Annotated in this window: 20 protein-coding genes; 5 read left to right on the forward strand and 15 right to left on the reverse strand. The window is 39.9% G+C overall.

The features are described 5' to 3' along the window. Positions 1–46: 46 nt before the first annotated feature. The 5 genes from tig to IGJ19_RS08115 form a co-directional block, all read right to left on the reverse strand. Complete coding sequence (tig, locus tag IGJ19_RS08095) at positions 47–1,333, reverse strand: trigger factor (protein ID WP_071866261.1); 1,287 nt, start codon at positions 1,331–1,333, stop codon at positions 47–49. 151 nt (positions 1,334–1,484) lie between these two features. Continuing rightward, a complete protein-coding gene (locus IGJ19_RS08100) occupies positions 1,485–2,420 on the reverse strand; it encodes a hypothetical protein (protein ID WP_086334772.1) in 936 nt (311 codons plus the stop codon). Between the two features lie 89 nt (positions 2,421–2,509). After that, positions 2,510–3,187, reverse strand: a complete 678-nt coding sequence (locus IGJ19_RS08105; protein ID WP_081367407.1) for an RDD family protein — start codon at positions 3,185–3,187, stop codon at positions 2,510–2,512. Positions 3,188–3,375: 188 nt separating this feature from the next. Further along, positions 3,376–4,401, reverse strand: a complete 1,026-nt coding sequence (sppA, locus tag IGJ19_RS08110; RefSeq protein ID WP_071866259.1) for a signal peptide peptidase SppA — start codon at positions 4,399–4,401, stop codon at positions 3,376–3,378. A gap of 11 nt (positions 4,402–4,412) precedes the next feature. Next, positions 4,413–4,703, reverse strand: a complete 291-nt coding sequence (locus tag IGJ19_RS08115) for a hypothetical protein (protein ID WP_071866258.1) — start codon at positions 4,701–4,703, stop codon at positions 4,413–4,415. 391 nt (positions 4,704–5,094) lie between these two features. On the opposite strand from IGJ19_RS08115, the gene glmS reads away from it, so the two are divergent. Continuing rightward, positions 5,095–6,903: a glutamine--fructose-6-phosphate transaminase (isomerizing) gene (gene glmS / locus IGJ19_RS08120; protein WP_071866257.1), complete on the forward strand. Its 1,809-nt coding sequence runs from the start codon at positions 5,095–5,097 to the stop codon at positions 6,901–6,903. 243 nt (positions 6,904–7,146) lie between these two features. Here glmS and glmM read toward each other — a convergent pair whose 3' ends face one another. The 4 genes from glmM to nifJ form a co-directional block, all read right to left on the reverse strand. Next, positions 7,147–8,502 carry a phosphoglucosamine mutase gene (glmM, locus tag IGJ19_RS08125; protein ID WP_430603638.1) on the reverse strand — a complete coding sequence of 452 codons (1,356 nt, stop codon included), beginning with the start codon at positions 8,500–8,502 and terminating at the stop codon, positions 7,147–7,149. 23 nt (positions 8,503–8,525) lie between these two features. After that, on the reverse strand, positions 8,526–9,692 hold the full coding sequence (locus tag IGJ19_RS08130) for a CdaR family protein (protein ID WP_074799326.1): 1,167 nt from the start codon (positions 9,690–9,692) through the stop codon (positions 8,526–8,528). Continuing rightward, the gene (gene cdaA / locus IGJ19_RS08135) at positions 9,689–10,573 is read right to left on the reverse strand and encodes a diadenylate cyclase CdaA (protein WP_010735241.1); all 885 of its coding nucleotides are present in this window, start codon (positions 10,571–10,573) and stop codon (positions 9,689–9,691) included. Before cdaA ends, IGJ19_RS08130 begins: the two co-directional genes overlap by 4 nt. 170 nt (positions 10,574–10,743) lie before the next feature. Continuing rightward, positions 10,744–14,421, reverse strand: a complete 3,678-nt coding sequence (nifJ, locus tag IGJ19_RS08140) for a pyruvate:ferredoxin (flavodoxin) oxidoreductase (RefSeq protein ID WP_071866254.1) — start codon at positions 14,419–14,421, stop codon at positions 10,744–10,746. A gap of 286 nt (positions 14,422–14,707) precedes the next feature. On the opposite strand from nifJ, the gene IGJ19_RS08145 reads away from it, so the two are divergent. The 4 genes from IGJ19_RS08145 to IGJ19_RS08160 all read left to right on the forward strand — a co-directional run bounded on the left by IGJ19_RS08145 (position 14,708) and on the right by IGJ19_RS08160 (position 18,161). Beyond that, complete coding sequence (locus tag IGJ19_RS08145) at positions 14,708–15,223, forward strand: DsbA family protein (RefSeq protein WP_071866253.1); 516 nt, start codon at positions 14,708–14,710, stop codon at positions 15,221–15,223. 153 nt (positions 15,224–15,376) lie between these two features. After that, positions 15,377–16,536 (forward strand): IS3 family transposase gene (locus tag IGJ19_RS08150; RefSeq protein ID WP_185953894.1). Its coding sequence is split into 2 segments (ribosomal slippage): positions 15,377–15,623 and positions 15,623–16,536, totalling 1,161 coding nucleotides; the frame shifts between segments, so codons are not numbered across the junction. A gap of 57 nt (positions 16,537–16,593) precedes the next feature. Beyond that, positions 16,594–17,289, forward strand: a complete 696-nt coding sequence (locus IGJ19_RS08155) for a helix-turn-helix domain-containing protein (protein WP_115357196.1) — start codon at positions 16,594–16,596, stop codon at positions 17,287–17,289. Continuing rightward, positions 17,289–18,161, forward strand: coding sequence for an IS3 family transposase (locus IGJ19_RS08160; RefSeq protein WP_115357195.1), 873 nt, complete (start codon positions 17,289–17,291; stop codon positions 18,159–18,161). Before IGJ19_RS08155 ends, IGJ19_RS08160 begins: the two co-directional genes overlap by 1 nt. Before the next feature lie 423 nt (positions 18,162–18,584). On the opposite strand, the gene whiA is transcribed toward IGJ19_RS08160, so the two are convergent. The 6 genes from whiA to uvrA form a co-directional block, all read right to left on the reverse strand. Next, positions 18,585–19,520, reverse strand: a complete 936-nt coding sequence (gene whiA / locus IGJ19_RS08165) for a DNA-binding protein WhiA (protein ID WP_010735234.1) — start codon at positions 19,518–19,520, stop codon at positions 18,585–18,587. Between the two features lie 36 nt (positions 19,521–19,556). Then, the gene (locus IGJ19_RS08170) at positions 19,557–20,552 is read right to left on the reverse strand and encodes a gluconeogenesis factor YvcK family protein (RefSeq protein ID WP_065096810.1); all 996 of its coding nucleotides are present in this window, start codon (positions 20,550–20,552) and stop codon (positions 19,557–19,559) included. Beyond that, positions 20,549–21,433 (reverse strand): RNase adapter RapZ, encoded by an 885-nt coding sequence (gene rapZ / locus IGJ19_RS08175; protein ID WP_010735232.1) that lies wholly within the window; start codon positions 21,431–21,433, stop codon positions 20,549–20,551. Before rapZ ends, IGJ19_RS08170 begins: the two co-directional genes overlap by 4 nt. 375 nt (positions 21,434–21,808) lie before the next feature. Then, the gene (locus IGJ19_RS08180) at positions 21,809–22,513 is read right to left on the reverse strand and encodes an amino acid racemase (RefSeq protein ID WP_074801527.1); all 705 of its coding nucleotides are present in this window, start codon (positions 22,511–22,513) and stop codon (positions 21,809–21,811) included. 3 nt (positions 22,514–22,516) lie between these two features. After that, positions 22,517–23,782 carry a D-aspartate ligase gene (locus IGJ19_RS08185; RefSeq protein WP_430603642.1) on the reverse strand — a complete coding sequence of 422 codons (1,266 nt, stop codon included), beginning with the start codon at positions 23,780–23,782 and terminating at the stop codon, positions 22,517–22,519. A 262-nt stretch (positions 23,783–24,044) separates the two neighbouring features. Next, positions 24,045–26,864: an excinuclease ABC subunit UvrA gene (gene uvrA / locus IGJ19_RS08190; RefSeq protein ID WP_430603644.1), complete on the reverse strand. Its 2,820-nt coding sequence runs from the start codon at positions 26,862–26,864 to the stop codon at positions 24,045–24,047. Positions 26,865–26,867: the final 3 nt, after the last annotated feature.

Here is a 26,867-nt window from a genome sequence, read left to right on the forward strand (position 1 = left end):
GCGCCTGGACTCTTTCATATAGATGCAGATCAACAATTCTATTCGCTTATTCTGCTTCTTTTGCTGTACTTGTAATCAATTCGATCGCTTTTTTCATGATCACATCATGTTTTAGCATATCTTCTGTCAATACACGTTTGATTTGATCAATCGGCATGTTGTAAGTTTCTGCTAATTCTTGGATCTCTGCAGTGATTTCTTCTTCTGTTGCATCTAAGTTTTCAGCAGCTGCTACAGCTTCGATCACAAGGTTTGTTTTTGTACGCATTTCTGCTTCTTCTTCAAACTGTTTGTGCAAGTCTTCTTCTGTTGAACCAGTTAATTGGTAGTACATTTCTGGTGAGATTCCTTGACGTTGCATGTTGTTCAAGAATTCGTCCATTGAACGGTGAACTTCATCATGGACCATCACATGTGGAAGATCAACGATTTCCGCATTTTCGACTGCCAATTTGATTGCTGCTTCATCTTTTGCATCTTCTGCAGCTTTTTCTTTTGTTTCAGTCAATTCTTTCATGTATTTTTCTTTTAATTCTGCTAATGTAGATACTTCATCGTCTACATCTTTTGCAAATTCGTCATCTAATTCAGGTACTTCTTTTGTTTTCACTTCGTGGATCGTTACTTTGAAGACTGCTTCTTTACCCGCAAGATCTTCTGCTTGATAATCTTCTGGGAATGTCACAGTAACATCTAAGTTTTCGCCTGATTTGTGGCCAACCAATTGTTCTTCAAAACCAGGAATGAATGAACCTGATCCTAATTCTAGTGAATGGTTTTCGCCTTTTCCGCCTTCAAATGCTTCATCGTTGATGAAACCTTCAAAATCGATAACGACAGTGTCGCCATTTTCAGCTGCAGCATCTTCTTTGATGACTAATTCAGCTTGCGCTTCTTGTTCACGTTTAATACGTTCTTCAACGTCGGCTTCTGTTACTTCACGGTCTTGTTTTTCAACCACTAAGTCTTTGTAATCACCTAATTTTACTTCAGGTTTTACAGTTACTTCTGCTGTGATCGTCCAGTCTTGGCCTTTTTCCATACTTGCTACATCGATCTTAGGTTGAGAAACCGGATCGATTGCTGCTTCTTTAACAGCTGCTTCATATGCTTCAGGTAAGACAGCGTTCAATGCATCTTCGTACAATGCTTCTTCTCCGTACATACGGTTGAATACTTGACGAGATACTTTTCCTTTACGGAATCCAGGAACGTTCAAGTTTCCTTTTACTTTATTAAAGGCAGTTGTCAATCCTTTTTGGATTTGATCTTGCCCGATCGTAAATGTTAAAACACCATCATTTGTGCCTTTTTTTTCGAATGTTGCAGTCATTTATTTCCCTCCGAGTTTAGAAATTCATTTGATACATCAAAAACGTTTCATGCATACCTTTAAATAGTACACTAACCCTTCCAAATTGTAAACATATTGAACGAGGAGAATCCACGTTTTTCATGACTTTTTTATCTTTCCCTCTGTTTTTTTACGTATTGAATAATAATAGTTCTGTCATTATTTTATTTCTTTTTTCAGTGAATTCGAGTTGTTCAGATGCCAAAAGATCCTCACACGGCTGATTCGTATAGGTTGCTACTGTTTGTTTGAACCATTTGTCAAGATTTCCAATGTAGCTATCATAGATCGGATAAACGATCGCCGATTGCATCGTGAACTCTTCTTTCAAATTCTCACTCATCAAGGCGTCTTCTCGCTCATACGCTTCCGCCATTTGTTTGATTCGTCGATAGGAAGTTTGCTCTTCTGGACGCACCATTTTCTTTGGTATCACTTCGATCAACTCTTCCTCGATCGTCAAGTATGCAACTGGCGCTGCTTCTTTGACTTGAACGAGCGACTCAAGCAACTTGGCCCTTACAAGAACATGGACCGTTTTTAAAACGATCAACTTTTTAGCGGTCTGGATAAATTCGTGGTAAGGCAGTTGCTCGATTTCTTGGATATACCTCAACTGAGTAGTTGGTTTTTCAAAAGGTAATTTTTCTACCAGTTGATAGATTTCACGAATCTTCTGTCTTTGCATCTGTCCGACTAATTCTTCTGATTGTTGGATTTTTAGCAAAACTGCTTGCTCAAAATCATCGGGAAAATCAGCACTTGCAATCAATTTTCGTGCATATAAAAAATCTTTTGCTGTAATCAGTAGATCAAAGTAAAAAGTAGCTAATTCTTCATTCATCAAATACTGTTTTTCATGCAAAAGTGCTTGATGAAGTGCTTCTTCCCACATATCCAATTCTGATAGTGCCAACACGTACAACGTATTTGCCTCAAATGTTGCTTCAAGGTCATATGCACGTTCAAACAGCTCTTTTGCTTGACTATACTGATGATCTGTTAATGCCTGTTGGCCAATACGCATCAAATTGTCGTATTTATCAGGAAAATCGATCGGTCTCACTTAGGTTCTTCCCTTCACTCTTTTATCATTTGTCTGACACGACTTATTGAACAATAACCAATATTCAGCCATTTTCTCTACCTAAAGAATCAAGCATTCATCTCTTGATTAAATGCTTTGATCATATTGATCGTTACTACACTCGTATTTGAGAAATAATCCCCGATGTGTTGTTTTTTCTTACTAAAGATGACCGGGAGATAGCCGATAAAAAGTAACGGAAATCTCAAAATGAAGCGACAAGCGCCCTCACGAACTAATACTGTACTCCATGAAAGTTCCTCTTCATCAAAACTGATCACTCGAATACCAAAAATCATTTTCCCAATCGTCTGTCCGTGATTCCATTTCGTCAATAAAATAAAATAAGCTAAATAGGCGATCAATGACAAACTACCATAGATACTCAAATAAGAATCAGAAACTTGAAGCCATCTTAGGTTCACTGCAATGCCTAAAGTTAAGCGAGTAATTGACCCAATACAAATCAGATCAACCAAAAACGCAGCAAAACGAACCCAAAAACCGGCAAAGAAATAATAAGGAAAGCGATTGATACTTGGTTCATCGGTTTTCTGTTCTGTATATTTTTTCCATTTTTTTTGATTTTCTTTGATCTCAGTTTCTGACAGTGGTTTTTCTTTAAAGGAACTTAGCACCTTTTGAGAAAATCCCGGATCTGGTCCCACAGCCGGTTGGTCATTTTTTGCTTGTGTTGCATACTCAAGTTCTTCCGACGAGCTACTTGTGTTTTTGTCAACTGTAATTTCGTCTTTAGGAGCAACTGAAGCGTCTACCGTATCTTGCTTTCTACTAGTCGGATCTACTAATTTATTTTCTTCTACCTTAAAAACTTGTTCAGATGATACCTCCGTACGTTCAGTTACTTTCGGTTCCTCATTGGTCTTTGATCGTTCTTCGGGTGTTGACGCATTCGTTGATTTCTCGTTCATGCTTACTCACCTCCATATAGATACATGGCTCTTGGAGATTCTGCTGTTCCTAGACTTTCAAGTAATGACAAGATCTGACTTGTTTCAGACGCTTGCAACCCTTGTAATTCTGCTAATTTTGCACCAAACCAAGTATTGCCAAATCCAGTTGAACTAGTTGAGTATTCAACCAACTCAGCATCTTGTAGATCAAGATCTTCTCTCATCGCAGCTAAAGCATCTGTTGGATAGCCGATTTCGTCCACCAAACCTGCTTCTTTCGCTTGGACACCGTCGTAAATACGACCATCTGCGACTTTTTTCACTTCATCTTCTGATTTGTTTCTTCCTTCACTAACTACTTTGACAAAACGATTATAGGCGTTATCAATATAAGCTTGCAACACTGCGTGATCTTGCTCAGTTTCAGGTCGAGTAGCCGATCCCATATCTTTTAATGCGCCACTTTTTACTGTAGTATCTTCAACACCGATTTTTTCAAGTAAACCCGAATAGTTGAGTCCGGACATGATCACACCGATTGAACCTGTCACTGTTTCTTCCGTTGCAAAGATTTTATCTGCTTGTGCAGAAATATAGTAACCACCACTAGCAGCCATATTTTTCATGCTGACATACATCGGTAGATCACGTTCTGTTCGGACCTCGTTGAGTAAATTGGCAATTTCTGCACTTTCATAAACTCCGCCACCCGGAGAATTGACTTCCAATAAAATCCCGCTGACGCTTTCATCGGCTTCGATCGCTTCAATTTGTTTCAAGAAATCTTCATGATTATAACTCTCAGTAGCGAATAGACCGGAAGAGCCTCCACTAGCTATGGCGCCATCCACAGTCAATTTTGCGATTCTTCCCATACCACTGCCTTCTTCAAGTACCACCGGTGACATTTCATCGTCTCCATATAACCAACTATTGATGTTACCCATTTGTACTTCTTCTTGCGGTTGCGTCAAACTTGAAGATACCAACGAAACAACCAATAAGCCGGCAGCAATCAGTACTGCTATCCAACGTTTCTTATTCATTTTACACTCTCCTAATATAGATTTCTAATCACGATCACCGCTTCAGAACCAGGTGTCGCATTCATCTTTTCTGCTTTTTCTTCAAGGGTGTAACCAGTAAACTGTTCGTGGGTCAATTCATCTTCAACGACAAACTGTTGCGCATGTTCGATTTCGAACGCATCAGGGGCGATTTCTTGGATACTGTCCCATCCGGTATCCAAAAAGATTTTAGTGTCATCCGTCACGTGTTCTGTTTTTTCAAATGCTGCAATTTGTTTTTTTAACATCCCCAACGTCATGATTTCTATCTTCTCTTCCATCTTTCATCCTCCTTCTATCTATGATTATTGTACCGAACTACAAGAAAAGATGATAGTCGAATTTGATAATTTTCTTTCGTCCAGGCCAATTAGATATATACCAATTTAATTTTTTATCTTTTTTATTGACAAACCTCACACATTAACGTTATGATTTTAGATGTTTCCAAAGAAAATAATAACAGGAGGATAATTAGACCAATACGGAATAGCGCCAGGTCTGTTTTAACAGATGACGAGGAAAGGGTTGATCGAAGGATTCGGCGGATGGCCCTAGGGACTGCACCCTAAAAAGAAACATAAAAACTATCTGTGAAGGTAGAACAAAAGGTTTCTTACGCAGTTGGAAACGCTAATATCAAGTTTATAACAGAAAGTAGGATGTTTTTTTATGTGCGGAATTGTTGGAATGATTGGATTAGAGAACGTGACACCAGGCTTGATCAATGGGTTAGAAAAATTAGAATATCGCGGATATGATTCGGCGGGTATCTTTGTCTCAAATGGAAAACAGGACCATTTAGTCAAAGCACGCGGTAGAATCCAAAACCTTAAAGATAAATTATCTCCAGAAACGACTGGTACAGCAGGTATCGGTCATACAAGATGGGCAACTCATGGGGAACCCGCAGAGAAAAATGCACACCCCCACCACTCACAAAGCGGACGTTTTGTTTTAGTCCACAATGGGGTGATTGAAAATTTTGAAGAATTGAAACAACAATACGTAGCCACTGATGACTTCATTGGCGAAACAGATACGGAAATCGTTGTTCATTTGATTGAAAAATTCGTGGAAGAAGCGCAAGATACACAAGAAGGATTTAGAAAAGCGCTAGAAGTCATCGAAGGTTCTTACGCTTTTGCCTTGATGGATCGCACAGCTCCTGAAACAATTTTCGTTGCCAAAAACAAAAGCCCTTTATTGATCGGTAAAGGCCAAGGATTCAATGTGATCGCAAGTGATGCGATGGCGATGCTTGCTTACACTAAAGAATTTATTGAAATCGAAGATCAAGAAATGGTGACCGTTCAAGCAAAAGATATCACGATCCAAACAATGACTGGTACGATCATAGAACGTGATTCTTATGAAGCACAAGTAGATGCTTCTGACATTGAAAAAGGAACATACCCTTACTATATGTTGAAAGAAATCGACGAGCAGCCGATCATCATGCGTAAAATCGCGCAAACCTATGTGAATGAGGACAATGAAATTCCTTTAGATCACAAATTGATGGACGAACTGTTAGCAAGTGACCGTATTTACATCGTCGCATGTGGCACAAGTTATCATGCAGGATTAGCGAGCAAGCATTCCTTCGAACAAATGACTGACATTCCAGTAGAAGTCCATTTGGCCAGTGAGTTTGGTTATACCATGCCTTTATTATCGAAAAAACCATTCTTCATCTTTTTGAGTCAAAGTGGCGAAACCGCTGATAGTCGTCAGGTGTTAGTCAAGATCAATCAATTAGGTCATCCTTCATTGACGATCACGAACGTTGCTGGTTCTACGTTATCAAGAGAAGCTGGCTTCACTCTGTTGCTACATGCAGGTCCGGAGATCGCTGTTGCTTCAACTAAAGCATACACTGCTCAAATCGCTGTACTAGCTTTACTTGCAAAAGCAGTCGGTGATCAAAAAGGCAATAAACGTTCATTGACATTTGATGTAGCGCACGAATTGAGTATGGTAGCGAATGCGATGGAAACAGTGATTACCCAAAAAGATGAACTCCAAGAACTAGCTGCGGAATTCCTGAATGACACGCGCAACGCCTTTTATATCGGTCGTAGCAACGATCACGATGTCGCTTTAGAAGCTGCTTTGAAACTAAAAGAAATCAGCTATATCCAAGCAGAAGGTTTTGCAGCCGGTGAATTGAAACATGGTACCATTGCACTGATTGAAGAAGGCACACCAGTGATTGGGATTATTAGTGAGGAAATCACAGGGGCTCATACACGTGGGAACTTAAAAGAAGTTGAAAGTCGTGGGGCAAAAACCTTAGTGATCGCCGCACATGGATTAGAAAAAGAAACGGATCAATTAGTGATTCCTGCTGTCCATCCATACCTTTCTCCTCTTGCCATGGTCATCCCGACGCAATTGCTTGCTTATTACGCGACCCTATTGCGTGGTTTCGATGTAGACAAACCAAGAAACTTAGCAAAATCAGTCACGGTTGAATAATCAATCAAGTGACCCTTTAAATAGTCAATGCTCTTTGAGATCCCTGTACGAAATGATTTGTCATTTCGTACAGGGATTTTTTATTTGATCTAGTAAAGCAGTTGATCGCTCGTTTTGTATCATGCGACAGCCATCGTCTTTTAAATGACCTTATGTGTAATGACCCATTATTTCAGAAACGAACACAAAAAGAGAGTCAATCTCTATAATCCAAAGATTGACTCTCTTTTATATGTCATTCTATTAATTGATTCCAATCTCAGCTTTGACAACCGCTGCGATTTTGTCAACATAATAGTTTACTTTTTCATCAGATGGTGCTTCTGCCATCACGCGTAGTAATGGTTCTGTTCCGGAAGGGCGAACTAAGATACGTCCTTCACCGGCCATTTCAGCTTCTGCTTCTTCAATGACTTGCTTGATTGCAGGAACTTCCATTGCACCGTTTTTGTTGCTTACTCGGATATTGACTAATTTTTGCGGATAGATCGTTACCTCTGCTGCTAATTCTGATAATTTTTTACCAGTTTGTTTCATGATATTCAACAATTGGATACCAGAAAGCATACCATCTCCCGTTGTATTGAAATCTAGGAAGATCATATGACCAGACTGTTCGCCACCGAAGTTGTAGTCATTTTTACGCATTTCTTCGACCACATAGCGGTCGCCCACTTGTGTCACAACATCTTTCAAACCGATTTCTTCGACCGCTTTATGGAAACCGAGATTACTCATGACCGTTGTAACGATCGTGTCTTTTTTCAGACGATTTTTAGCTGACAAATATTTCGCACAGATAAACATGATCTTATCGCCATCTACGATATTTCCTAATTCATCCACCGCAATGATACGGTCGCCGTCGCCGTCAAAGGCAAGACCGACGTCTGCCCCTTTTTCTACTACCATTTCAGCTAGACGCTCAGGATGCGTTGATCCGACACCGTCATTGATGTTCAAGCCATTCGGATTTGTTCCCATCGTGTAGAAATCAGTTTCTAAATCAGCAAACAAGCGATTGACAGATGTTGCTGTTGCACCATTTGCCGCATCTACACAGACCGTTAAGCCTGAAAGATCGCCGTTGATCGTCTGTACTAAGAATTGTGAATATTTCAGCAACCCTTCTGGAAACTCTTCGACTGTACCTAATCCTTCAGCAGAAGGTCGTGGTAATTCATCGACTTCCGCATCTAACAATGCTTCGATTTCTAATTCTTGGTCATCATCTAATTTAAATCCATCTGCACCAAAAAACTTGATGCCGTTATCTTGAGCTGGATTGTGTGAAGCAGAAATCATGACACCTGCGCTTGCTTTTTGCAAACGTGTCAAGTAAGCCACTCCTGGTGTAGAGATCACACCTAATTGAAAAACTTCGATCCCGACAGATAACAGACCAGAAACTAACGCTTCTTCGAGCATTTGACCTGAAATTCTTGTGTCACGTCCAACCAATACACGTGGACGTTTTCCATCTTTCTCATGTTGGCTCAGTACATAACCGCCGCAACGTCCTAATTTAAAGGCCAATTCCGGTGTTAGTTCTTTATTCGCTTCTCCACGGACACCGTCCGTTCCAAAATATTTACCCATAACTGTAAATTTGCTCCTTTAACTTAATTTTCCGATGAATCCTCTTGACTATTCGGTTGACTACTTGATTGTGTTGTCTCACTTGATGATTCATTCGACCCTTCACTTGATGTTGACTGCGTCTCTTCGGACTGACGTGTCGTCGATGACGAAGAGTTCGCAGGTGTCGACTCTGCACCAGAAGTTGTACTTCCTCCCGAATTTCCCGAATTAGAACGGCTAGTGTTTTCCGTACTTGTTTTCAGGATCGGTGTGATCTCAACATCGATTGAAGTTGGTGTGATACTAAGTCCACTCTCTACCGGAATATCAATATTTCTTGTCGTCCGGTGGACGATCCCAGAAATATCGATAGGTATCGTGATGCTATTTCCTAGTTGAGCCAGTTGACTCTCTGAACCAGTGACTTCTGCTTCAATGTCAGAGAAACTGAAATCGTAACTCTCCACGTTATCTGCGGGAGTCCCTTGCGCTGTTCCATAAAGACGGATCGTTTTCGTAGGCTTTGTGACCGTTGCTTTTGCAGTGACTTGCACTGGATCTGAGACAATACTTAAAGGTTCTCCTGCACTATTCAATGCTTGTACAGTGACTCTCGTGTCGACCCCATCGTCCGTGATCATCGCAGGTTCGATCCTCGCTACGACCTGTTGGATCTCTTCCAGTGTCTGATCACCAGTCGTGACCGTCACTTTTTTTGGTGATAGTTCAAGGTCATTCAATTCGAATCCAGCTGGAGTTGATTCTGTAGTGAGTAATGGCGTGACCTCAAATTCTTTCGTCACTTTTTTCTCGATAGTCACTGTGATCGTATCTGGCTCTAGTTTTGCTTTGACCGCACTGCTCAGATTTCTGATTTTCAATGGTACTTCATGTGTTCCCTCACCTAAACCAGTGAGATCCGCTGTCACTCGAAACATTCTTGTATCTTCAATTGCTTCGGCATTCAACTGAACACGATTGGCACTGGACAACTTCGCTGTGACTGTACTCTCATATCCATGGATATAATATTGATCCGTGTCGTATAAAAGTTGTACTGACACATCAGAAACGTTTTGCGTATAGGCTTCATTTCCTGACAGCGTGTCTTGGACAGTTTGTCCGTTTGCATTAAAATACAGCACAATACTGAATAATAACGCAACAAACGCATATAAGATACTTTTACGCCTCTCTTTTGAGATCATTTGTGATCCCCTCCCTTAGTCATCACGTCTAAGAAGGTTTGGAGCGTATTTTTATTTTTGTTTTTTTCTTCGACGATCAAATTTTTACGCAAGATCGTCAAATATTCTTCTTGAGATAAGCCAGGCATCAATTGGTTATCCAACGTAATGCTGACATCTCCTGTTTCTTCTGAGACAACGATCGTAATCGCATCGCTCGCCTCACTGACTCCGACAGCCGCTCGGTGACGGGTTCCGAATTCTTTCGGAATCAACATACTTTCAGATAAAGGCAAGTAGGCACTGGCTACTGCAATTTTTCCATCTTTTACGATCACTGCACCATCATGCAGCGGTGTATTCGGAATAAAAATATTGATCAGTAATTCGCCAGTGATATCGGCATCTAAAGCAATCCCTGTTTCGATATATTCATCCAAACCAGTGTGGCGTTCGATCGTGATCAAGGCACCGATTTTACGTTTGGACATATATTGGATCGCTTTGTCGAAAGAAAGGATCATCTGTTCATCTTCTTGCTTCTCACTCTTCGATTGTTTGAAAAGTGAGCTACGACCGAGGTGTTCTAATCCACGCCGTATCTCTGGTTGAAAAATGACGATAGCCGCAATCACACCATACGTGATCACTTGATTCATCAACCAAGATAAGGTATGTAGACCAATGATCTCGGCTAAGATCCGAATAACAACAAAAATCCCTACCCCTTTTAGCAATTGGATTGCTTTTGTTCCTCGCAATAGTTGAATGAGTTTATAAACTAAATACCAAACAACCAATACATCGAGTATGTTCACCAAAAAATTCTGAGAAAACAAGTCACCGGAAAACATTTGTCGCCAATAGTCTAAATTAAAAAGTTCTCCGATTTGAAATGACATAGACAGCCTCTCTTCTCTTTTGAGATTTCCTCTTTAGTATATCATATGTTTCATCAGAAGAGACTTATCTGCTTGGAATTTCCTAACAAAAACCAATTTTTTTCAAGAAATTTACATTTTCAATTTATTCTCCAATAAGTTATTCTATTTCCTTGGATCGTTTCGTTTTGTCATTCTTTGGTTTTTCTTCGTTCCGCTCTAGCGGCACGTCTGGCAGCACGTCTAGCTTCTGCTTCCGGATCAACCGTTCGTTCTTTTTTGACTCTCGGTGTTTCGGTCTCTGGACTTTCAGTACCTTCTGTCGGTTCGATCTTCGCTTTGATTTTTTCTAATTGACCAGTCATCGCCGCATAGTTGTAAAACCGTTTTTTCGCATCTTGGATCGTTTTGTCGAATAATTGCTCCGCAGCCTGTGGATGGATCGTTTCTAGTGATGAAAAACGGACTTGCTTGCGCATGAAGTCAGCCATCATGGTAAAATCAGGCTTTTTATAGTCTAGCGTCATCGGCGTTTTATTCTTTTCGATCAATTCAGGATTATAGCGATACAACGACCAATAACCTGAAGCCACTGCTTCTTTTGCTTCTTTGATCGATTCTTTCATTCCACCTAGTAACCCATGAGCAATACATGGCGTATACGCAATGATCAACGATGGTCCAGGGAATTTTTCCGCCTCTTCAAATGCTTTGATCGTTTGCATTTGATTTGCACCGGAAGCAATTTGTGCTACATACACATTGCCATACGTCATTGCCATCATGCCTAAGTCTTTCTTCGACGCATATTTCCCATTTGCTGAGAATTTAGCGATTGCTGAAGCAGGTGTAGCTTTCGAGACTTGTCCACCTGTATTGGAATAGACTTCATTATCCATTACTAAGATGTTTACATCTGCGCCACTTGCCAAGACGTGATCGATTCCGCCAAAACCGATATCGTACGCCCAGCCATCCCCACCGATCATCCATTGACTGTTTTTGACAAATAGATCTTTTTCTTGATAGATCGCTTGTAATTCAGGAACAAGTTCAAGCTCATTTTCGATTGCCGCACGTAATTTAGCTGCCCGCTGTTGGGTTCCTTCGCTTTCAAACATATGCGCCAACCAATCTTCCATCAACTCACGTAGTTCTAAGGAGACTTTAGGCATCACTTTTTTCATTGTTTCTGCTAAAGCTTCTCTTCTTGTTTGTGCGGCTAAAAGCATCCCATAACCAAATTCAGCATTGTCTTCTAATAATGAATTTGACCACGCAGGTCCTTGCCCACAATCATTTGTGGTAAATGGTGAAGCCGGTACTGCTCCGCCCCAAATGGATGAACAGCCTGTGGCATTGGCAATCATCATCCGATCACCGAACATCTGTGTCAATAACTTCACGTAAGGCGTTTCCCCACAACCGGAACATGCTCCAGAAAATTCTAATAAAGGTTGATTGAACTGTGTTGATAACACTGTATTTTTGCCTTTGATCGGATTTTCTTTTTGTCGCAAGGTCATTGCAAATGCCCAGTTGATTGCTTGTTTCTTTTGTTCTTCATAGGGCTTCATCACGAGTGCTTTGCCTTTTGCTGGACAAGCTTCAACACATAGCCCACACCCGGTACAGTCTTCGACAGACACTTGGATACGATACTTCAAGCCATCTGGTCCACGCATTTCTCGAACAATGAACCCTTCCGGTGCTTCTTCCAGTTCCTCCTCATCGGCTAAGAAAGGTCGAATCGCTGCATGAGGACAAACGAAAGAACATTCATTACACATCGTACAGCGCTCACTGATCCATTCGGGCACTTCAAGTGCGACCCCGCGTTTTTCGTAAGCAGCGGTTCCTAAAGGCATATCCCCTCGTGTCATTCCGTTTTCTGCTAAGGTCCTCACTGAGAGCTGATTTCCTTCTTGAGCGTTGATTGGTTCAAGGATGTCTCTAATATAGCGATTTGAGGTGTTCATTTCTTTTTTTGGAAGCGCCAATGTTGCCCACTCAGCCGGCACTTCGACTTTATGCAACAATTCCACCGTGCGATCGATTGCCTTGATGTTTTTTTCAACGATCGCCATTGATTTATGACCATAACTCTTCATGGCTTCCTCTTTTAAAATCGGCAGGACTTCTTCAAATGGTATGATATTCGCCAACTTGAAAAATGCTGTTTCCATCGCCGTATTGATCCGCCGACCTAGACCAACTTCTTGCGCCAAGCGCATCGCATTGATCGTATAAAATTGGATCTCATTTTCAGCTAAATACCGTTTTAAATGGGTCGGTAGATGCGTAGCTAGTTGTTCGTCTGACCAAAGCGTATTCAACAAGAAAGTCCCTTTTGGTTTCAACCCTTTTACTAGATCATAGCTGTGGAGATAAGCAGGGGTATGACAAGCGACAAAATCGGCATGCTCGACTAAATAGGTCGACCTGATTGGCGTATCCCCAAAACGCAAATGAGAAACAGTCAGACCACCTGATTTTTTTGAATCATAGTAAAAATAGCCTTGTGCGTATTTGTTTGTATGGTCACCAATGATTTTGATCGCTGATTTATTTGCTCCAACAGTCCCATCAGATCCGAATCCCCAGAATTTCGCTTGATACGTATTCGCTTCGGTCAAATCAAGCGATGGGCCAACTTCCAAAGAACAGTAAGTTAAATCATCAATGATCCCGATCGTGAAGCGTTTCTTCATATCCGTTTTTTCTTTTTTCAATTCATCATATACCGCTACAATCTGATCAGGAGTGACATCTTTTGAACCAATGCCATAACGTCCGCCAATCACTTTCAGATGACGTTCTGCATCATATAACGCACTTTGAACGTCTAGTAATAAAGGTTCTCCCCCTGCTCCCGGCTCTTTACTGCGATCTAGAACAGCAATTGCTTTTACGGAATTCGGTAGTTTTTCGATCAATGTTTCGATTGGAAACGGGCGATATAAATGGATATTCAAGAAGCCGACTTTCCGACCGTTTTGGTTCAAGTAATCAACTGTTTGTTGGATCGTTTGCGCAACTGAGCCCATTGAAATAATGACTTCCTCTGCGTTGGCTGCTCCATAATAAGTGACTAGATCATAAGAAGTTCCTCGGAGTTCATTGATTTTATCCATATACTTTTTCACGATTTGAGGCAAACGATCATAGTAGCGGTTGATCGTTTCTCGTTGTTGGAAATGGATATCAGGGTTTTGATTCGTTCCACTAGTCGTCGGCCGATTAGGATTCATCCCACGTTCACGAAAGGCCTGCAATTTTTCTTGAGGAATCAAAGGAGCTAATTCATCATATTCCAACACTTCGATTTTTTGGATTTCATGACTCGTTCGAAAACCATCAAAAAAGTTGACGAAAGGGATTTCTCCTTCTAAGGAAGCTAGATGTGCAACTGGCGCTAAATCCATGACTTCTTGGACGCTGCTTTCCGCAAGCATCGCAAATCCTGTTTGGCGAGCGGCCATCACATCACCATGATCACCAAAAATATTCAACGCATTCGTCGTCACCGCTCGACTAGCTACGTGAAAAACACTAGGTAATAGTTCACCGGCTATCTTATACATATTTGGGATCATCAATAATAATCCTTGTGAAGCAGTGTACGTTGTTGTCAATGCTCCGGTTTTTAGTGACCCATGTACGACACCTGCAGCACCAGCTTCTGATTGCATCTCTACGACTTTCACTGGTTGTCCGAAAATATTTTTTTTGCCTGAAGCTGCCCATTGATCAACCAGTTCAGCCATTGTTGAACTAGGCGTAATTGGATAGATCGCTGCTAATTCTGTAAAGGCATATGAAATATATGCAGCAGCAGTATTCCCATCCATCGTCTTCATTTTTCGCATGTTTCATCACCTTTGCTCAATTTATCTAAATAATCTTTATTATTATACCGTAAACGAACAAAGAAAACCTCTTAATTTTGAAAGAAAAATCACATGCTAAAGATATGACAAAAATGCTTCGACCAGAATCGACAGCTAGAAAAAAAATAGCTTTTCCTCTCATACAACTTTTATCTTCATAATCTAGGAAATGAGAGATTGACTAATTACCCATACTTATTTTTTGAACAAATTATTGTCTTTTTTTTGGTAAAGTTATTACAATAGAATAAAGAGGTGTTAAAAAATGGATATTTCAATTATCGATGCAACAAAAACAAACAAAACTACTGGAATCATGTACGGAAACGAAGATGCACCAAAACAAATGATCGAATTTGTCAATCTTGCTTGTCCTTATTGTCGACAATGGTTTATCGAATCTTATGACATTTTAGAAGAGGCGGTTCAATCTGGAAGACTCTTACGAATCATCAAATTGTTCGACAAAGAAAAACCTAGTTTAAAAAAAGGAAATGTGATGCATCATCATATCACTACGACGGATGGAAAAGTCGCATTAAAACAAATCAAAGCGATTTTCGATGCGCAAGATGAATGGAAACAACTTGATTTAGACGGCATTGCTGAATATGCTACTGAAACACTTGGTTTAACTGAACAAGAAGACCAAGCAATCACTCAAGCAATCATCGATGAAGCAAACGCTGCTCACATCCAATTCGTCCCTACTGTAATTATCGATGAACATATCTTTGATGAATCGATCACACCAGAAGAATTGAGTGAATTGGTTAAATAACTCATCATTTGATCATTCTTTGATGTTCAAAATCAAAAATAGACCGAAAAGCGATTGATATGCTCCCTATAAAGTAGACAAGGAAAAAAACAAAATTCTGGACTTGGTATAATAAACTAGACAATAAATTAAGAGAAAGAGAGGATCTAGATTATGCCAAGACGTTCATTTGATAAAGCATTTAAAATCGCCGCTGTAAAACTGGTAACTGAAGAAGGATTTTCTGTTAAAGAAGTTAGCCTACAGCTAGAAGTTCACGCTAATAGCTTGTATCGATGGGTTCAAGAAGTTGAAAAATATGGAGAAAGTGCGTTCCCTGGAAAAGGGAGCGCACTTTTTGATGCCCATTACGAAATAAAGAAACTCGAACAAGAAAATCGTTACCTAAGAGAGGAATTAGACTTATTAAAAAAGTTCCAGGTCTTCTTGAAGCCAAACAAGAAGTAAGATTTCAGTACTTAAAAGAACACAAAAATGAGTTGAATATCCGGAGAGCTTGCCAGACATTGAACGTTTCAAAAGCTGGTTTTTATGAGTTCCTTAAAAGAAAACCATCCAAAAGAAAAAAAGAGAATGAACTCTTGAAAGAAGAAATCGCTACTATTTTTCAGGAACATCATGGAAGATATGGAGCGATTCGAATAACAAAAGTATTAAATAAAAAAGGAATTCTTGTTAATCGAAAACGTGTAGGAAAGCTTCTCCATCAACTTGGTCTTTATGCTAAAGGCAGTACCTATAAATACAAGTATTATAATCGAAAATCGCCCTCTCTTTCACGACCCAATCTTATTAATCAAACGTTTAAGGCAACAGAAAAAAATAAAATTTGGTTAGGAGACATTACCTACATCCCTCTGAAAGAAGGAACACTTTATTTATCTGTATTTATTGATGTCTGTACGAGAAAGATTGTTGGATGGTCTATGTCACCTAGAATGAAAGATCAATTAGTTGTGGATTCTTTTCTTCAAGCATTTGGAAAAGAGCAGCCTGGACCAGGATTGATTATTCACACGGACCAAGGCTCACAATACACAGGTACGAAATTCCAATCGGTGTTAAGAAAAAAAGAAGCACGCGCTAGTATGAGTCGAAAAGGAAACCCCTATGACAATGCCTTAATGGAATCTTTTTATAAAACGTTAAAAAGAGAGCTGATCAATGATGCTCAATTCAGTGATATCGATCAGGCTCAAATGGAGATATTTAAATATATTGAAACTTACTATAACACAAAACGCATACACTCTGCCCTTGGCTACCAATCTCCTAGAGACTTTGAAAAAAAATCCGCTTATTCTCTTAACTAAGTGTCTAGTTTTTCTTGACAAATCCATTCCAAATCTACTTTATAAGGAGTTTTTTGTATGTCTAAGAGAAGTCCATATTCTCCAAAAGAAAAATATCAGATCATTTCAGAGGTGATGGGTGGTCGTTGTAGCGTAAACAGTATCACGAAGAAATATTCTCTTTCCAATGGGACGATAGAAAGTTGGATTCATAAATATAACGAAGAGGGGCTCGAGGGGTTAAAAGAGGCGAAAACCTGGAAGCGGTATGATCGTGAACAAAAACAGAAAGCCATTCTAGCTGTCCTCAATAAAGAGATGTCTCTTCGTCAGGCAACGCTATTATTTCAAATATCTTCACACTCCGTTTTAAGAAAATGGATTTCAAGTTATACTAAGGGGGAAACACTAAAATTTACAAGTAAAGGCAGTGTACCCAAAACCATGACAAAAGGACGTAAAACCACTTATCAAGAGCGTATCGAGATCGCTCAATACACCATCGCTAATGAGCTGAATTACGCTCAGTCGATTGAAAAATACGATATTTCCTATCAACAAGTGTATTCTTGGGTAAAAAAATACCAACAATATGGAGAAGAAGCGTTAAAAGACAATCGTGGTCGAAACAGATCAAGCGAGTTCTTAACCGAAGAAGAACGGCTGAAATTACGAGTAAAAGAGTTAGAAGCTCGAAACAAGCATTTAGAAATGGAGAATGATTTCGTAAAAAAGTTACAGGAAGTTCGGCGGCGAAACCATCCCTCACGTTAGTGAGGAACGTTGAACTCTACCAAACGATTTCTTCTCTTCATGAAGAGAAGAACTATTCAATCACTCAGCTCTGTCAGTTAGCAGGGATTGCCCGCTCTTCCTACTATAAATGGGTGAAATGGCAACCTTCCAAAAAGGAAATGGCCAACCGAAAGTTGGCGAAAGAGATTAAGAAGAAATATGACAGCAAAAAAGGAGCAATTGGTTATCGGCAAATTCGAATGCAGATTAACAGAAAACTAAAGAAACAGTATTCTCGAAATCGTTATTATCGATTAATGAAAGCCATTGGTATCAAAGCAGTCATCAAAAAAAAGCGTCCCACTTATATAAAATCGATGGAAGCACATGTTGCAGAAAATGTATTAAACCGTAAATTTGTCGCTAAAAAGCCCAATCAGAAATGGTGTACAGACGTGACTGAATTGCGCTATGGAAATGGTAGAAAAGCCTATTTAAGTGCAATCATCGATCTCTATGATCATTCGATTGTCTCTTGGGAGCTAGGTCATTCAAACAATAATTTACTTGTCATGAATACGATAAAAAAAGCAATGGATAAGAACTCTGGAGTAAGACCATTACTTCATAGTGATCGTGGGTTTCAATACACGTCTTATGACTATAAGAAACTTGAAACAACATATAAGTTCACCAAAAGTATGTCCCGAGTGGGGCGTTGTCTAGATAATCAACCGATTGAACATTTTTGGGGAACCTTTAAAGAAGAAAAATTTTATCAAGAAAGCTACCAGAATTTTGAGGACTTAAAGAAATCTGTAGGTGAATATATGCGGTATTATAATAACTACCGCTATTCGGAAGCCTTGAATGAGCTTTCGCCGAATGAGTTTAGAAAGCAAGCTGCATGAAAACAGGAATCGAGTGACTCGATCCCTGTTTTCATACCATTTTTGTTTTTTTACTGTCTACTTGACAGGGGGCACTTCACGATTGGCTTTTTCGGTCTATTTTTTCGTTGGAAGAAAGAAGTATTTTCGATTGAACGAAACTGATGCGTTTTTTCTTGCAGGACTCGTTTGATGTTAGGATGATTTGTTAAATATGTGTGGAAAGTGATTTGACAAATATTGGGCAGTATTTTCTTGTAACTCCCTCTGCCTTCTCTCCATTTAGCCTAAGTTATGCTCATGTTTGAAGAAAAGAAAAAAAGTGGTCTGATATTTGTTCCCCGTTTCGATGAAATGTGAAGACATCGAAACCGATACAAATCATTCAAACCACATAGACTGCTTCTTGTCGATCATCCGTATTAAAATAAACCCCATTATTCTTTAGGATGCTTGTTCCTTTAATTTTTCAGCAAATTCGTTGATTTTTCGAATCCGATGATTGATCCCTGATTTCGAGATTGCTCCGGATGGGATCATTTCTCCTAGTTCTTTTAAACTGACTTCAGGATGTTGCAAGCGTAATTCAGCAATCTCTTGTAACTTTTCCGGAAGTGCTTGTAAACCCACTCGTGCTTCGATCAATTCAATATTTTCAATCTGTTTTGATGCTGCATCAATGGTTTTGTTCAGGTTAGCCGTCTCACAATTGACTAACCGGTTCACTGAATTTCTCATATCACGCACGATCCGCACATCTTCAAAGCGCAACATCGAATTTGTTGCCCCAATCAGAGTCAAGAAATCAGCAATTTTTTCGGCCCCTTTTAAATAAGAGATATAGCCATTACGTCTTTCTAGTGTACGCGCGTGTAAACCATAGTAATTCAACATATTACAAATATCTTGGTTATGTTGTTCGTAGATCGAATAAATCTCTAAGTGATAACGACTTGTTTCCGGGTTATTGACTGAACCCGACGCCATAAATGCGCCACGTAAATACGAACGCATCTTTTGCGCATTTCCCATGATCTCATCGGAAACATGCCCATTGAACATCATACCATCCATGATATCCAGATCCATCAATACATTTTTCGTTCCTTGTTTCAAGCGAACGATGTAGACATTATTCTTCTTTAATTTCATTTTCTTACGTACGAGCAGTTCGCTTCGTACTTGATAATGATCTTTTAAAAGTGAGTAGATCCGTCGAGCAATTGCGGCGTTTTCTGTCTGTACGTTCAAGATGAATTGCTGGTTGACGATTCCAAGTGAGCCATTCATTCGTAATAATGCGGCTAATTCCGCTTTTGCATGTTCTCGATGGACTTCCAAACCAGTCAATTCCTTCTTGACTTCAGCTGCAAATGACACGTTATCCACCTCCTTTTCACAAAATTTTCCCTTTAATTACTTTGAGCCAAAGACGATGCGGAATAGTTCTTCGACTACCTTTTCACCATCATGGAAGACCCCACCATTTTTCAACTCTAAAAAGTCAGTCGAGATGACCCGACAATTTTCTTCTCTTAAGCCATTAAAATCATGTGCTACTTGGACAAGGTATTCATCGTAGATTTCCGGGTCCATGTAATCTTTTGGTACTTTTTCTGTATTGACTAAGACAGTATCAATAAAGGGTTGGTCTAAATGTTGATGCAACACACGAATATGATCTGCATCTGAGAAATGTTCTGTTTCCCCTTTTTGTGTCATGATATTACAGATGTATACGACCTCTGCTTTCGTTTGAAGCATGGCTTCACCAACTTCTGGTATGACTAAGTTAGGAAGAATACTCGTGAACAAGCTTCCCGGCCCTAAGACAACCATATCTGCTTCCATGATCGCAGAAACAACTTTGCGGCCTGCTTTGGCTTCACTTTCGTCTTCTGTATTACGTACGAATACCCGATCGATCGTTTTGCGGTCAACAGCGATTTTAGATTCTCCGATCGCTGTCGTTCCATCTTTGAATACCGCATGTAAGGTCAACGGCGTTTCAGAAGAGGGATAGATGTGTCCATCCACGTGCATCATTCGAGACAATAGTTGTACTGCTTCATAAGTACTCCCTCTCATTTCAGCAACTGCCGCAATGATCAAGTTACCAATGGTATGATTGGCTAAAAATTGGTCTTCTTTTTTGAAACGGTACTGAAAGATATCTTCGTAAAATTGAGGCATATCAGATAGCGAAACTAACACATTTCTTAAATCGCCTGGAGGAGCCATCGCGATCGACTGGCGGATCTCACCGCTACTACCGCCATCATCTGCGACGGTTACGATTGCCGTGATATCGGCTCCTTGATTACGTAGACTTTTCAAAATAACAGGTAAGCCTGTACCGCCTCCGACTACAACGATTTTGGGTTTTCGAATTCGGTAAGTTTTCATTTTCATGAGCGGTTCACCGTCTCTTTGCGCTTATCTTTGTCACGATGAGTTACATTGACTTTATATGTTTCACTAAGCGCTTGAGATAACCTTTCTGTTAAAGCAACTGAACGGTGTTGTCCACCCGTACAGCCAATCGCTACAGTCAAACTGCTTTTTCCTTCTTTGATGTATCCTGGCATGACTGTTTTTAATAAATCAAGGAATTTCAAATAAAATAATTCTGTTTCGTCAAAGGACATGACGTAATCATAGACTGGTTTATCTTTCCCAGTCAATGGTCTTAAATCAGCGATATAATGAGGGTTCGGTAAAAAACGAACATCCATCACAATATCTGAATCGATCGGTAACCCGTATTTGAAACCAAACGAAACAAACTCAATGCGAAATCCTTGATCATCTTTTGTTTTAAATGTTTGATTGATTTTCTCACGTAGTTGTCGTGGGGTTAAAGTCGTCGTATCAATAATGACAGAAGCTTGTGCTTTGATGTCATTTAAAATCGCCCGTTCTTTACGGATGCCTTCCGTTACTAGTCCATCCATAGCCATCGGATGTGTTCTTCGGGTTTCTTTGTAACGAGCAACCAACTCTTCGTCAGAGGCATCTAAAAATAAGACAGAGGTATCAATAAAATTTGTATTTTCGATCTCGATCAACATACTTTGGATCTCTTCAAAGAAAGAGCGTGAACGTAGATCCACACCAAGTGCCATTTTTGTGACTTTCCCTGATTCCTTGATCAGTTCCCAGAATTTTGGGATCAGTGTTGGGGGCATATTATCGATACAAAAGTACCCCATATCTTCAAAACTTTGAATGGCAACAGTTTTACCTGCCCCGCTCATTCCTGTAATGATTACTAGTTCTAAATTATCAGCCATCCGTATGGCCTCCTCTCTCGTTCTCCTATAAAATTATATCATCCCGGGCGTATCATTGCTAGTTCGAATTCGATTTCTTTGGTTTTTATTCAAAGGCTGTAAAGCAAAATCAAACGACTTCAAAATAAGCGCGAAAAGTGAGGGGCACATTAGTCCTCTCGCAGATTCTAACACTGAATAAACGATGGAAACAAAAGTAACCTCTTCGGAAATAAGGCGCCATCCACAAAAATTTGAAAAACAATTTTCGTGGATGGCGTCTTATTTCTCGAGGGGAAACATTTCTGTCTCTAACTCTTTTCGCGCTAATTTATAGGAGCTGAACCCCTGTGGATCAAACTCAGCCCACAACTATTATTACACTAAAAACGTATCTTACTTTCGAGCAGATAGTGCCATCTCGATTGTTCGATCAGCTAGTATCGACTGCGCATCGATCACAGGATAAGGATTATCGGAAGCAACTTCTTGCATCAAAGACAATTCTGTACAGCCTAAGATGATCTTTTCACACGCCAAGCGTTGAACAACTTCTTCTAGAATCTCAAAATAAAGTTCTTTGTTCAACCGATCCGCTTCTTTGATTTCATGATAAATCAAGTAGTTCACTTTTTCTTGTAGTTCTTGGTCAGGAATCACCACGTCAAAACCTAATGCTTTGATCTCTTTTTCGTAAACACCGGCAAGAATACTTCCTTGAGTTGCTAAAACAGCTACTTTACCCGTTGTTTTTTGACGGAGAAGCTCTTTTGCCGCTTCTCGTGGCATATGCAAAATCGGAATCGTCGTCTCTGCTTGTAAGTCATCAAAAAAGTAATGAGCTGTATTACAAGTCAAAACAATGAAATTCGGTTGTAGTAAATTTTGTTTTTTGACGTCCTCTACTAAATAAGGGACAGGATTTTCTTTCGTTTGATCCAAAATGTAGGCCGTTCGATCAGGAACTGTCGCATGATTGAATAATACATAGTTCAAGTAATCCTGATCTTTGGCAGCTTTGACACGATGATTGATCAAGCGGACAAAGCTTTCCGTTGCCATCGTTCCCATCCCACCTAAGATACTGAAAAAATTCTCCATGAACTAGCCTTCTTTCGAATGAAAGTATTTTTTAAATCTTGGAATATAGTTTCGGAACATATAAGTCATCAATACCCAGCGTTTAAGTGAGTGATCTTTCTCATAAAACACAGTCGTTCCATAGCGTTTTTCTTTGATCAACTGCAAGGCACGTTGTTTTTGTTCGTTCTCTTTGGCATAAGTCAAAAAGACTTTTTTAGGCACGCCCAGCCATAGCTTCGCTTGGTCTGATTGGTTCGTTCCGTAGGTCGTTTCCACGAACGGCACACCAAAGACACGGTCTTCTGTTACAAAACGTGCTAAATTCAGGCCATTGAGCGTAACAAAGAAACTACTTCTTCCTTGACGAAGATTGATCTCAAATAATTTATATTCGCCATCTCGTGGGTCATACTTCATGTCAAAGTTTGCAAAGCCAGTGTACTCGATTTTTTCTAGAAATGCTTTGATCGTTTGGTAGATCTTCTCGTTATAGTCAGGCATGATCACGACATAGTTTCCGATAGACGCTGGTGTTGGGTCTTCAAGTAATGGATGTCCTAGACACATCATTCGTACTTGATGCTGGTCATCAACGTAGGCATTCAAGACCCGCATATTGCTGTCATCCCCAGGAATAAAGTCTTGTGCGATCATTTCGCTCGTATAGCCCGCTTCATAGATCCGACCTAGCATCAAATCAAATTCCTCGCGATTATCAATAATAAACGCTTTTTTTCGTCCCTCAAATTGGACAGATAAATATTCCACACTATTTGCCGGTTTTAGTGCTACAGGAAAATTGAAAGGTAACTCTTGTTCTAAGCGGCCATTGTTCAACATTTCTTTTCGAATGATCAATGTTTTGGGATAAGGTAACTGATATTCTTCACATATCTCATAAAAACTCACTTTATTCACTAATCGCTCGAAAAGTGAATAATCGATATAAGGACATATAAAAGTTTCAGACAGCTCCTCTTTATGCTGAGAAATCAACTCAGCATATCCGTCGCCACAAGCTATCAGTAAATATTTTTTATTTTTATCCGTATATTTTTCTTTTGCTAAACGTCTCATCGTCTCTATAAAGACCGGATCTTGATCAAATCCTGGAATCACTTCAACGTTTACGATTTTGCTATAGCGGGTAGGCGCTAATTGATTCGACGCATAGGATTGACAAACTGTGCCATATGCCTCGTGAAATGAACGGGCCATACCATAAACGTTCATATCGCTACCTAATAAAATAGGGATAAATTCATTTTTTTCATTACTGTTCATCATTATCTCTCACTAACTTAATAATCTCTTGTTTTTTCTTTTACAATTACACAAGGAATATCATACCATAAAGAAAAAAGCAATCAAAGGAATCTCCTCCGATTGCTCAATTCTTTTTTGAACGGATTGAACTTATAGGAAGTTTTTATCTATACCAATAAGTGTAGAAAGAACTACCATATAAAATATTCTAGAATACTCATGAAAAGAAAACAATACATATTGTATTCTTTTAATATTTTTTTAACTATCATCATCACTTTTATTATTTTTCCATGATTTTTTTCAAATAATGTCCTGTATAGCTTTCTTTGACTTTCACTAATTCCTCTGGTGTACCAGTCGCTAGGATCGTACCGCCACCTTCGCCACCTTCAGGTCCTAGATCGATCAAATGATCCGCTGTTTTGATGACGTCTAAATTGTGTTCAATGACTAACACAGTATTTCCTGCATCAACCAATCGTTGCAAAACATGCAATAATCGAGCAATGTCATCAGCGTGAAGCCCTGTAGTCGGCTCATCTAAAATATAAAAATTCTTCCCATTAGAAATCTTGTGCAGTTCACTCGCAAGTTTCATTCGTTGTGCTTCTCCGCCGGACAATGTCGTCGCTGGTTGTCCCATTGTGACGTAGCCTAAGCCAACATCAACGATCGTTTGTAGTTTGCGATGGATCTTAGGGATCGGTTGGAAAAACTCAACGGCATCTTCAACCGTCATCTCTAAGATATCCGCAATACTTTTTCCTTTGTAATGAACTTCTAGTGTTTCTGAGTTATAACGTTTCCCATGACAGACTTCGCATGGGACATACACATCTGGTAAGAAATGCATTTCGATCTTGATGATCCCATCACCGCGACAAGCTTCACAGCGACCACCTTTCACGTTGAAACTGAAACGGCCTTTTTTGTAACCACGCATCTTCGCTTCATTGGTTTGAGCAAACAGATCACGGATATCATCAAAGACACTCGTATAAGTCGCCGGATTACTTCTTGGTGTCCGACCGATCGGGCTTTGATCGATATCAATGATTTTTTCGATTCCTTCATAACCAGTTATCGTTTTAAACTTTCCTGGTTTGGCTGAGTTCCGATTGATTTTTTGTGCTAATGCCTTCTTCAAGATACTGTTCACAAGCGTACTTTTTCCTGAACCAGAGACGCCAGTGACCGCCACGAATTCACCCAAAGGAAACTCAACGGACACATTTTTCAAGTTGTTTTCTGTCGCACCTGTGATCTTGATCGCTTTACCTGTACCTTTTCGTCTTGTTTCAGGAACAGGGATCGATTTTTTGCCAGACAGATATTGTCCGGTCAATGAATGTTTATCCTTAGCAACTTGAGCGGGTGTCCCAGCAGAAACGATCTCGCCACCTTGATGTCCTGCACCAGGACCAACATCGATCAAATAATCGGCTGCACGCATCGTATCTTCATCATGTTCCACAACCACTAAGGTATTGCCAAGATCTCGCATTTTCTTCAATGAACCGATCAAGCGATCATTGTCCCGTTGATGTAAGCCAATGGAAGGCTCATCTAAGATATAAAGAACTCCCGATAGATTTGAACCGATTTGTGTGGCTAAACGAATCCGTTGCGCTTCGCCACCTGATAAAGTGCCCGAAGCACGACTAAGTGTCAAATAATCAAGTCCGACATTTTCTAAGAATGACAAACGGTCATTGACTTCTTTTAGAATCGGACGAGCGATGACTTTTTCTTGCTCTGATAAAGTTAGATTTTCAAAAAATTCAACGGCATGTTGGATCGACAACTCATTCGTCTGACCAATATTCGTCCCATTGATCTGTACGGATAAAGCTTGTGGATTCAATCGATAACCGTCACAAGTCTTACACGTCAATTCTGTCATGTAAAGACGCATTTGTTCTCTCGTAAAATCGCTGTTCGTATCATGGTAACGGCGTTTGATATTGGTCATCACGCCTTCAAATGACGTTTCAACATCTCTCACTCCACCGAAATCATTTTCGTAGTGAAAATGGAAGGGCTCTGAGGTACCATTCAACACGATTTCTTGATGTTCAATAGGTAAGTCTTCAAATGGTGTATCCATATCGATCCCATAACTTTCGCAAGCTTGTGCCAGCATTTGTGGATAATATTGCGAACTGATGGGATTCCAAGGGATGATTGCTCCTTCGTTCAATGTTTTTGTTTTATCTGGGATCACTAGATCGATATCGACTTCTAATTTGACTCCCAAACCATCACAATCCGGACATGCGCCAAATGGTGCATTGAAAGAAAACAAGCGCGGTTCTAATTCTCCTACTGTAAACCCACAGTACGGACACGCATAATGTTCGCTAAAGAGCATCTCTTCTTCGCCAATCACATCGATCAATACATAGCCATCCGCTAAACGAAGCGCTGCTTCGATCGAATCGAATAAACGAGAGCGGACGCCTTCTTTCACCACGATTCGGTCAATCACGATCGCAATATCGTGTTTTTTATTTTTCTCTAATTCAGGTACTTCACTAACGTCATAGGTTTCTCCGTCTACACGGACACGAACATACCCTTCTTTTTGGACACGTTCAAATACTTTTTTGTGTTGTCCTTTTTTCTTTACCACGATCGGTGCTAAAATTTGGATCTTCGTCCGATCAGGCAGTTCTAGCACTTTGTCCACCATTTGTTCGACGGATTGACTAGTGATCTCAATATGGTCATTTGGACAGATCGGATGACCGACCCTAGCAAATAACAAACGTAAATAATCGTTGATCTCTGTCACTGTCCCTACGGTAGAACGAGGGTTTTTACTGGTTGTTTTTTGATCGATCGAGATTGCTGGGCTAAGTCCATCAATACTATCAACATCCGGTTTATCCATTTGTCCCAAAAATTGACGGGCATACGCAGATAAACTTTCAACATATCGGCGTTGTCCCTCTGCGTATAATGTGTCAAAAGCAAGTGAACTTTTCCCTGAACCGGATAATCCGGTGACGACCACGAATTTATCACGTGGGATCGTCACATCGATATTCTTTAAATTGTGCGCTCTTGCGCCATGAATAATAATTTTATCGTTAGCCATGTT

It is taken from the genome of Enterococcus sp. DIV1368b (assembly GCF_050529595.1).
Classification (GTDB): Bacteria; Bacillota; Bacilli; order Lactobacillales; family Enterococcaceae; genus Enterococcus_B; species Enterococcus_B mundtii.

Coding starts and splice junctions, on each gene's coding strand:
- IGJ19_RS08115 (WP_071866258.1), bottom strand. CDS start 4,703: ATGGAAGAGAAGATAGAAATCATGACGTTGGGGATGTTAAAAAAACAA.
- sppA (WP_071866259.1), bottom strand. CDS start 4,401: ATGAATAAGAAACGTTGGATAGCAGTACTGATTGCTGCCGGCTTATTG.
- IGJ19_RS08130 (WP_074799326.1), bottom strand. CDS start 9,692: ATGATCTCAAAAGAGAGGCGTAAAAGTATCTTATATGCGTTTGTTGCG.
- rapZ (WP_010735232.1), bottom strand. CDS start 21,433: ATGGCTGATAATTTAGAACTAGTAATCATTACAGGAATGAGCGGGGCA.
- IGJ19_RS08180 (WP_074801527.1), bottom strand. CDS start 22,513: ATGGAGAATTTTTTCAGTATCTTAGGTGGGATGGGAACGATGGCAACG.
- glmM (WP_430603638.1), bottom strand. CDS start 8,502: ATGGGTAAATATTTTGGAACGGACGGTGTCCGTGGAGAAGCGAATAAA.
- nifJ (WP_071866254.1), bottom strand. CDS start 14,421: ATGCGAAAAATGAAGACGATGGATGGGAATACTGCTGCTGCATATATT.
- IGJ19_RS08155 (WP_115357196.1), top strand. CDS start 16,594: ATGTCTAAGAGAAGTCCATATTCTCCAAAAGAAAAATATCAGATCATT.
- cdaA (WP_010735241.1), bottom strand. CDS start 10,573: ATGTCATTTCAAATCGGAGAACTTTTTAATTTAGACTATTGGCGACAA.
- IGJ19_RS08170 (WP_065096810.1), bottom strand. CDS start 20,552: ATGAAAATGAAAACTTACCGAATTCGAAAACCCAAAATCGTTGTAGTC.
- IGJ19_RS08145 (WP_071866253.1), top strand. CDS start 14,708: ATGGATATTTCAATTATCGATGCAACAAAAACAAACAAAACTACTGGA.
- IGJ19_RS08185 (WP_430603642.1), bottom strand. CDS start 23,782: ATGATGAACAGTAATGAAAAAAATGAATTTATCCCTATTTTATTAGGT.
- glmS (WP_071866257.1), top strand. CDS start 5,095: ATGTGCGGAATTGTTGGAATGATTGGATTAGAGAACGTGACACCAGGC.
- tig (WP_071866261.1), bottom strand. CDS start 1,333: ATGACTGCAACATTCGAAAAAAAAGGCACAAATGATGGTGTTTTAACA.
- uvrA (WP_430603644.1), bottom strand. CDS start 26,864: ATGGCTAACGATAAAATTATTATTCATGGCGCAAGAGCGCACAATTTA.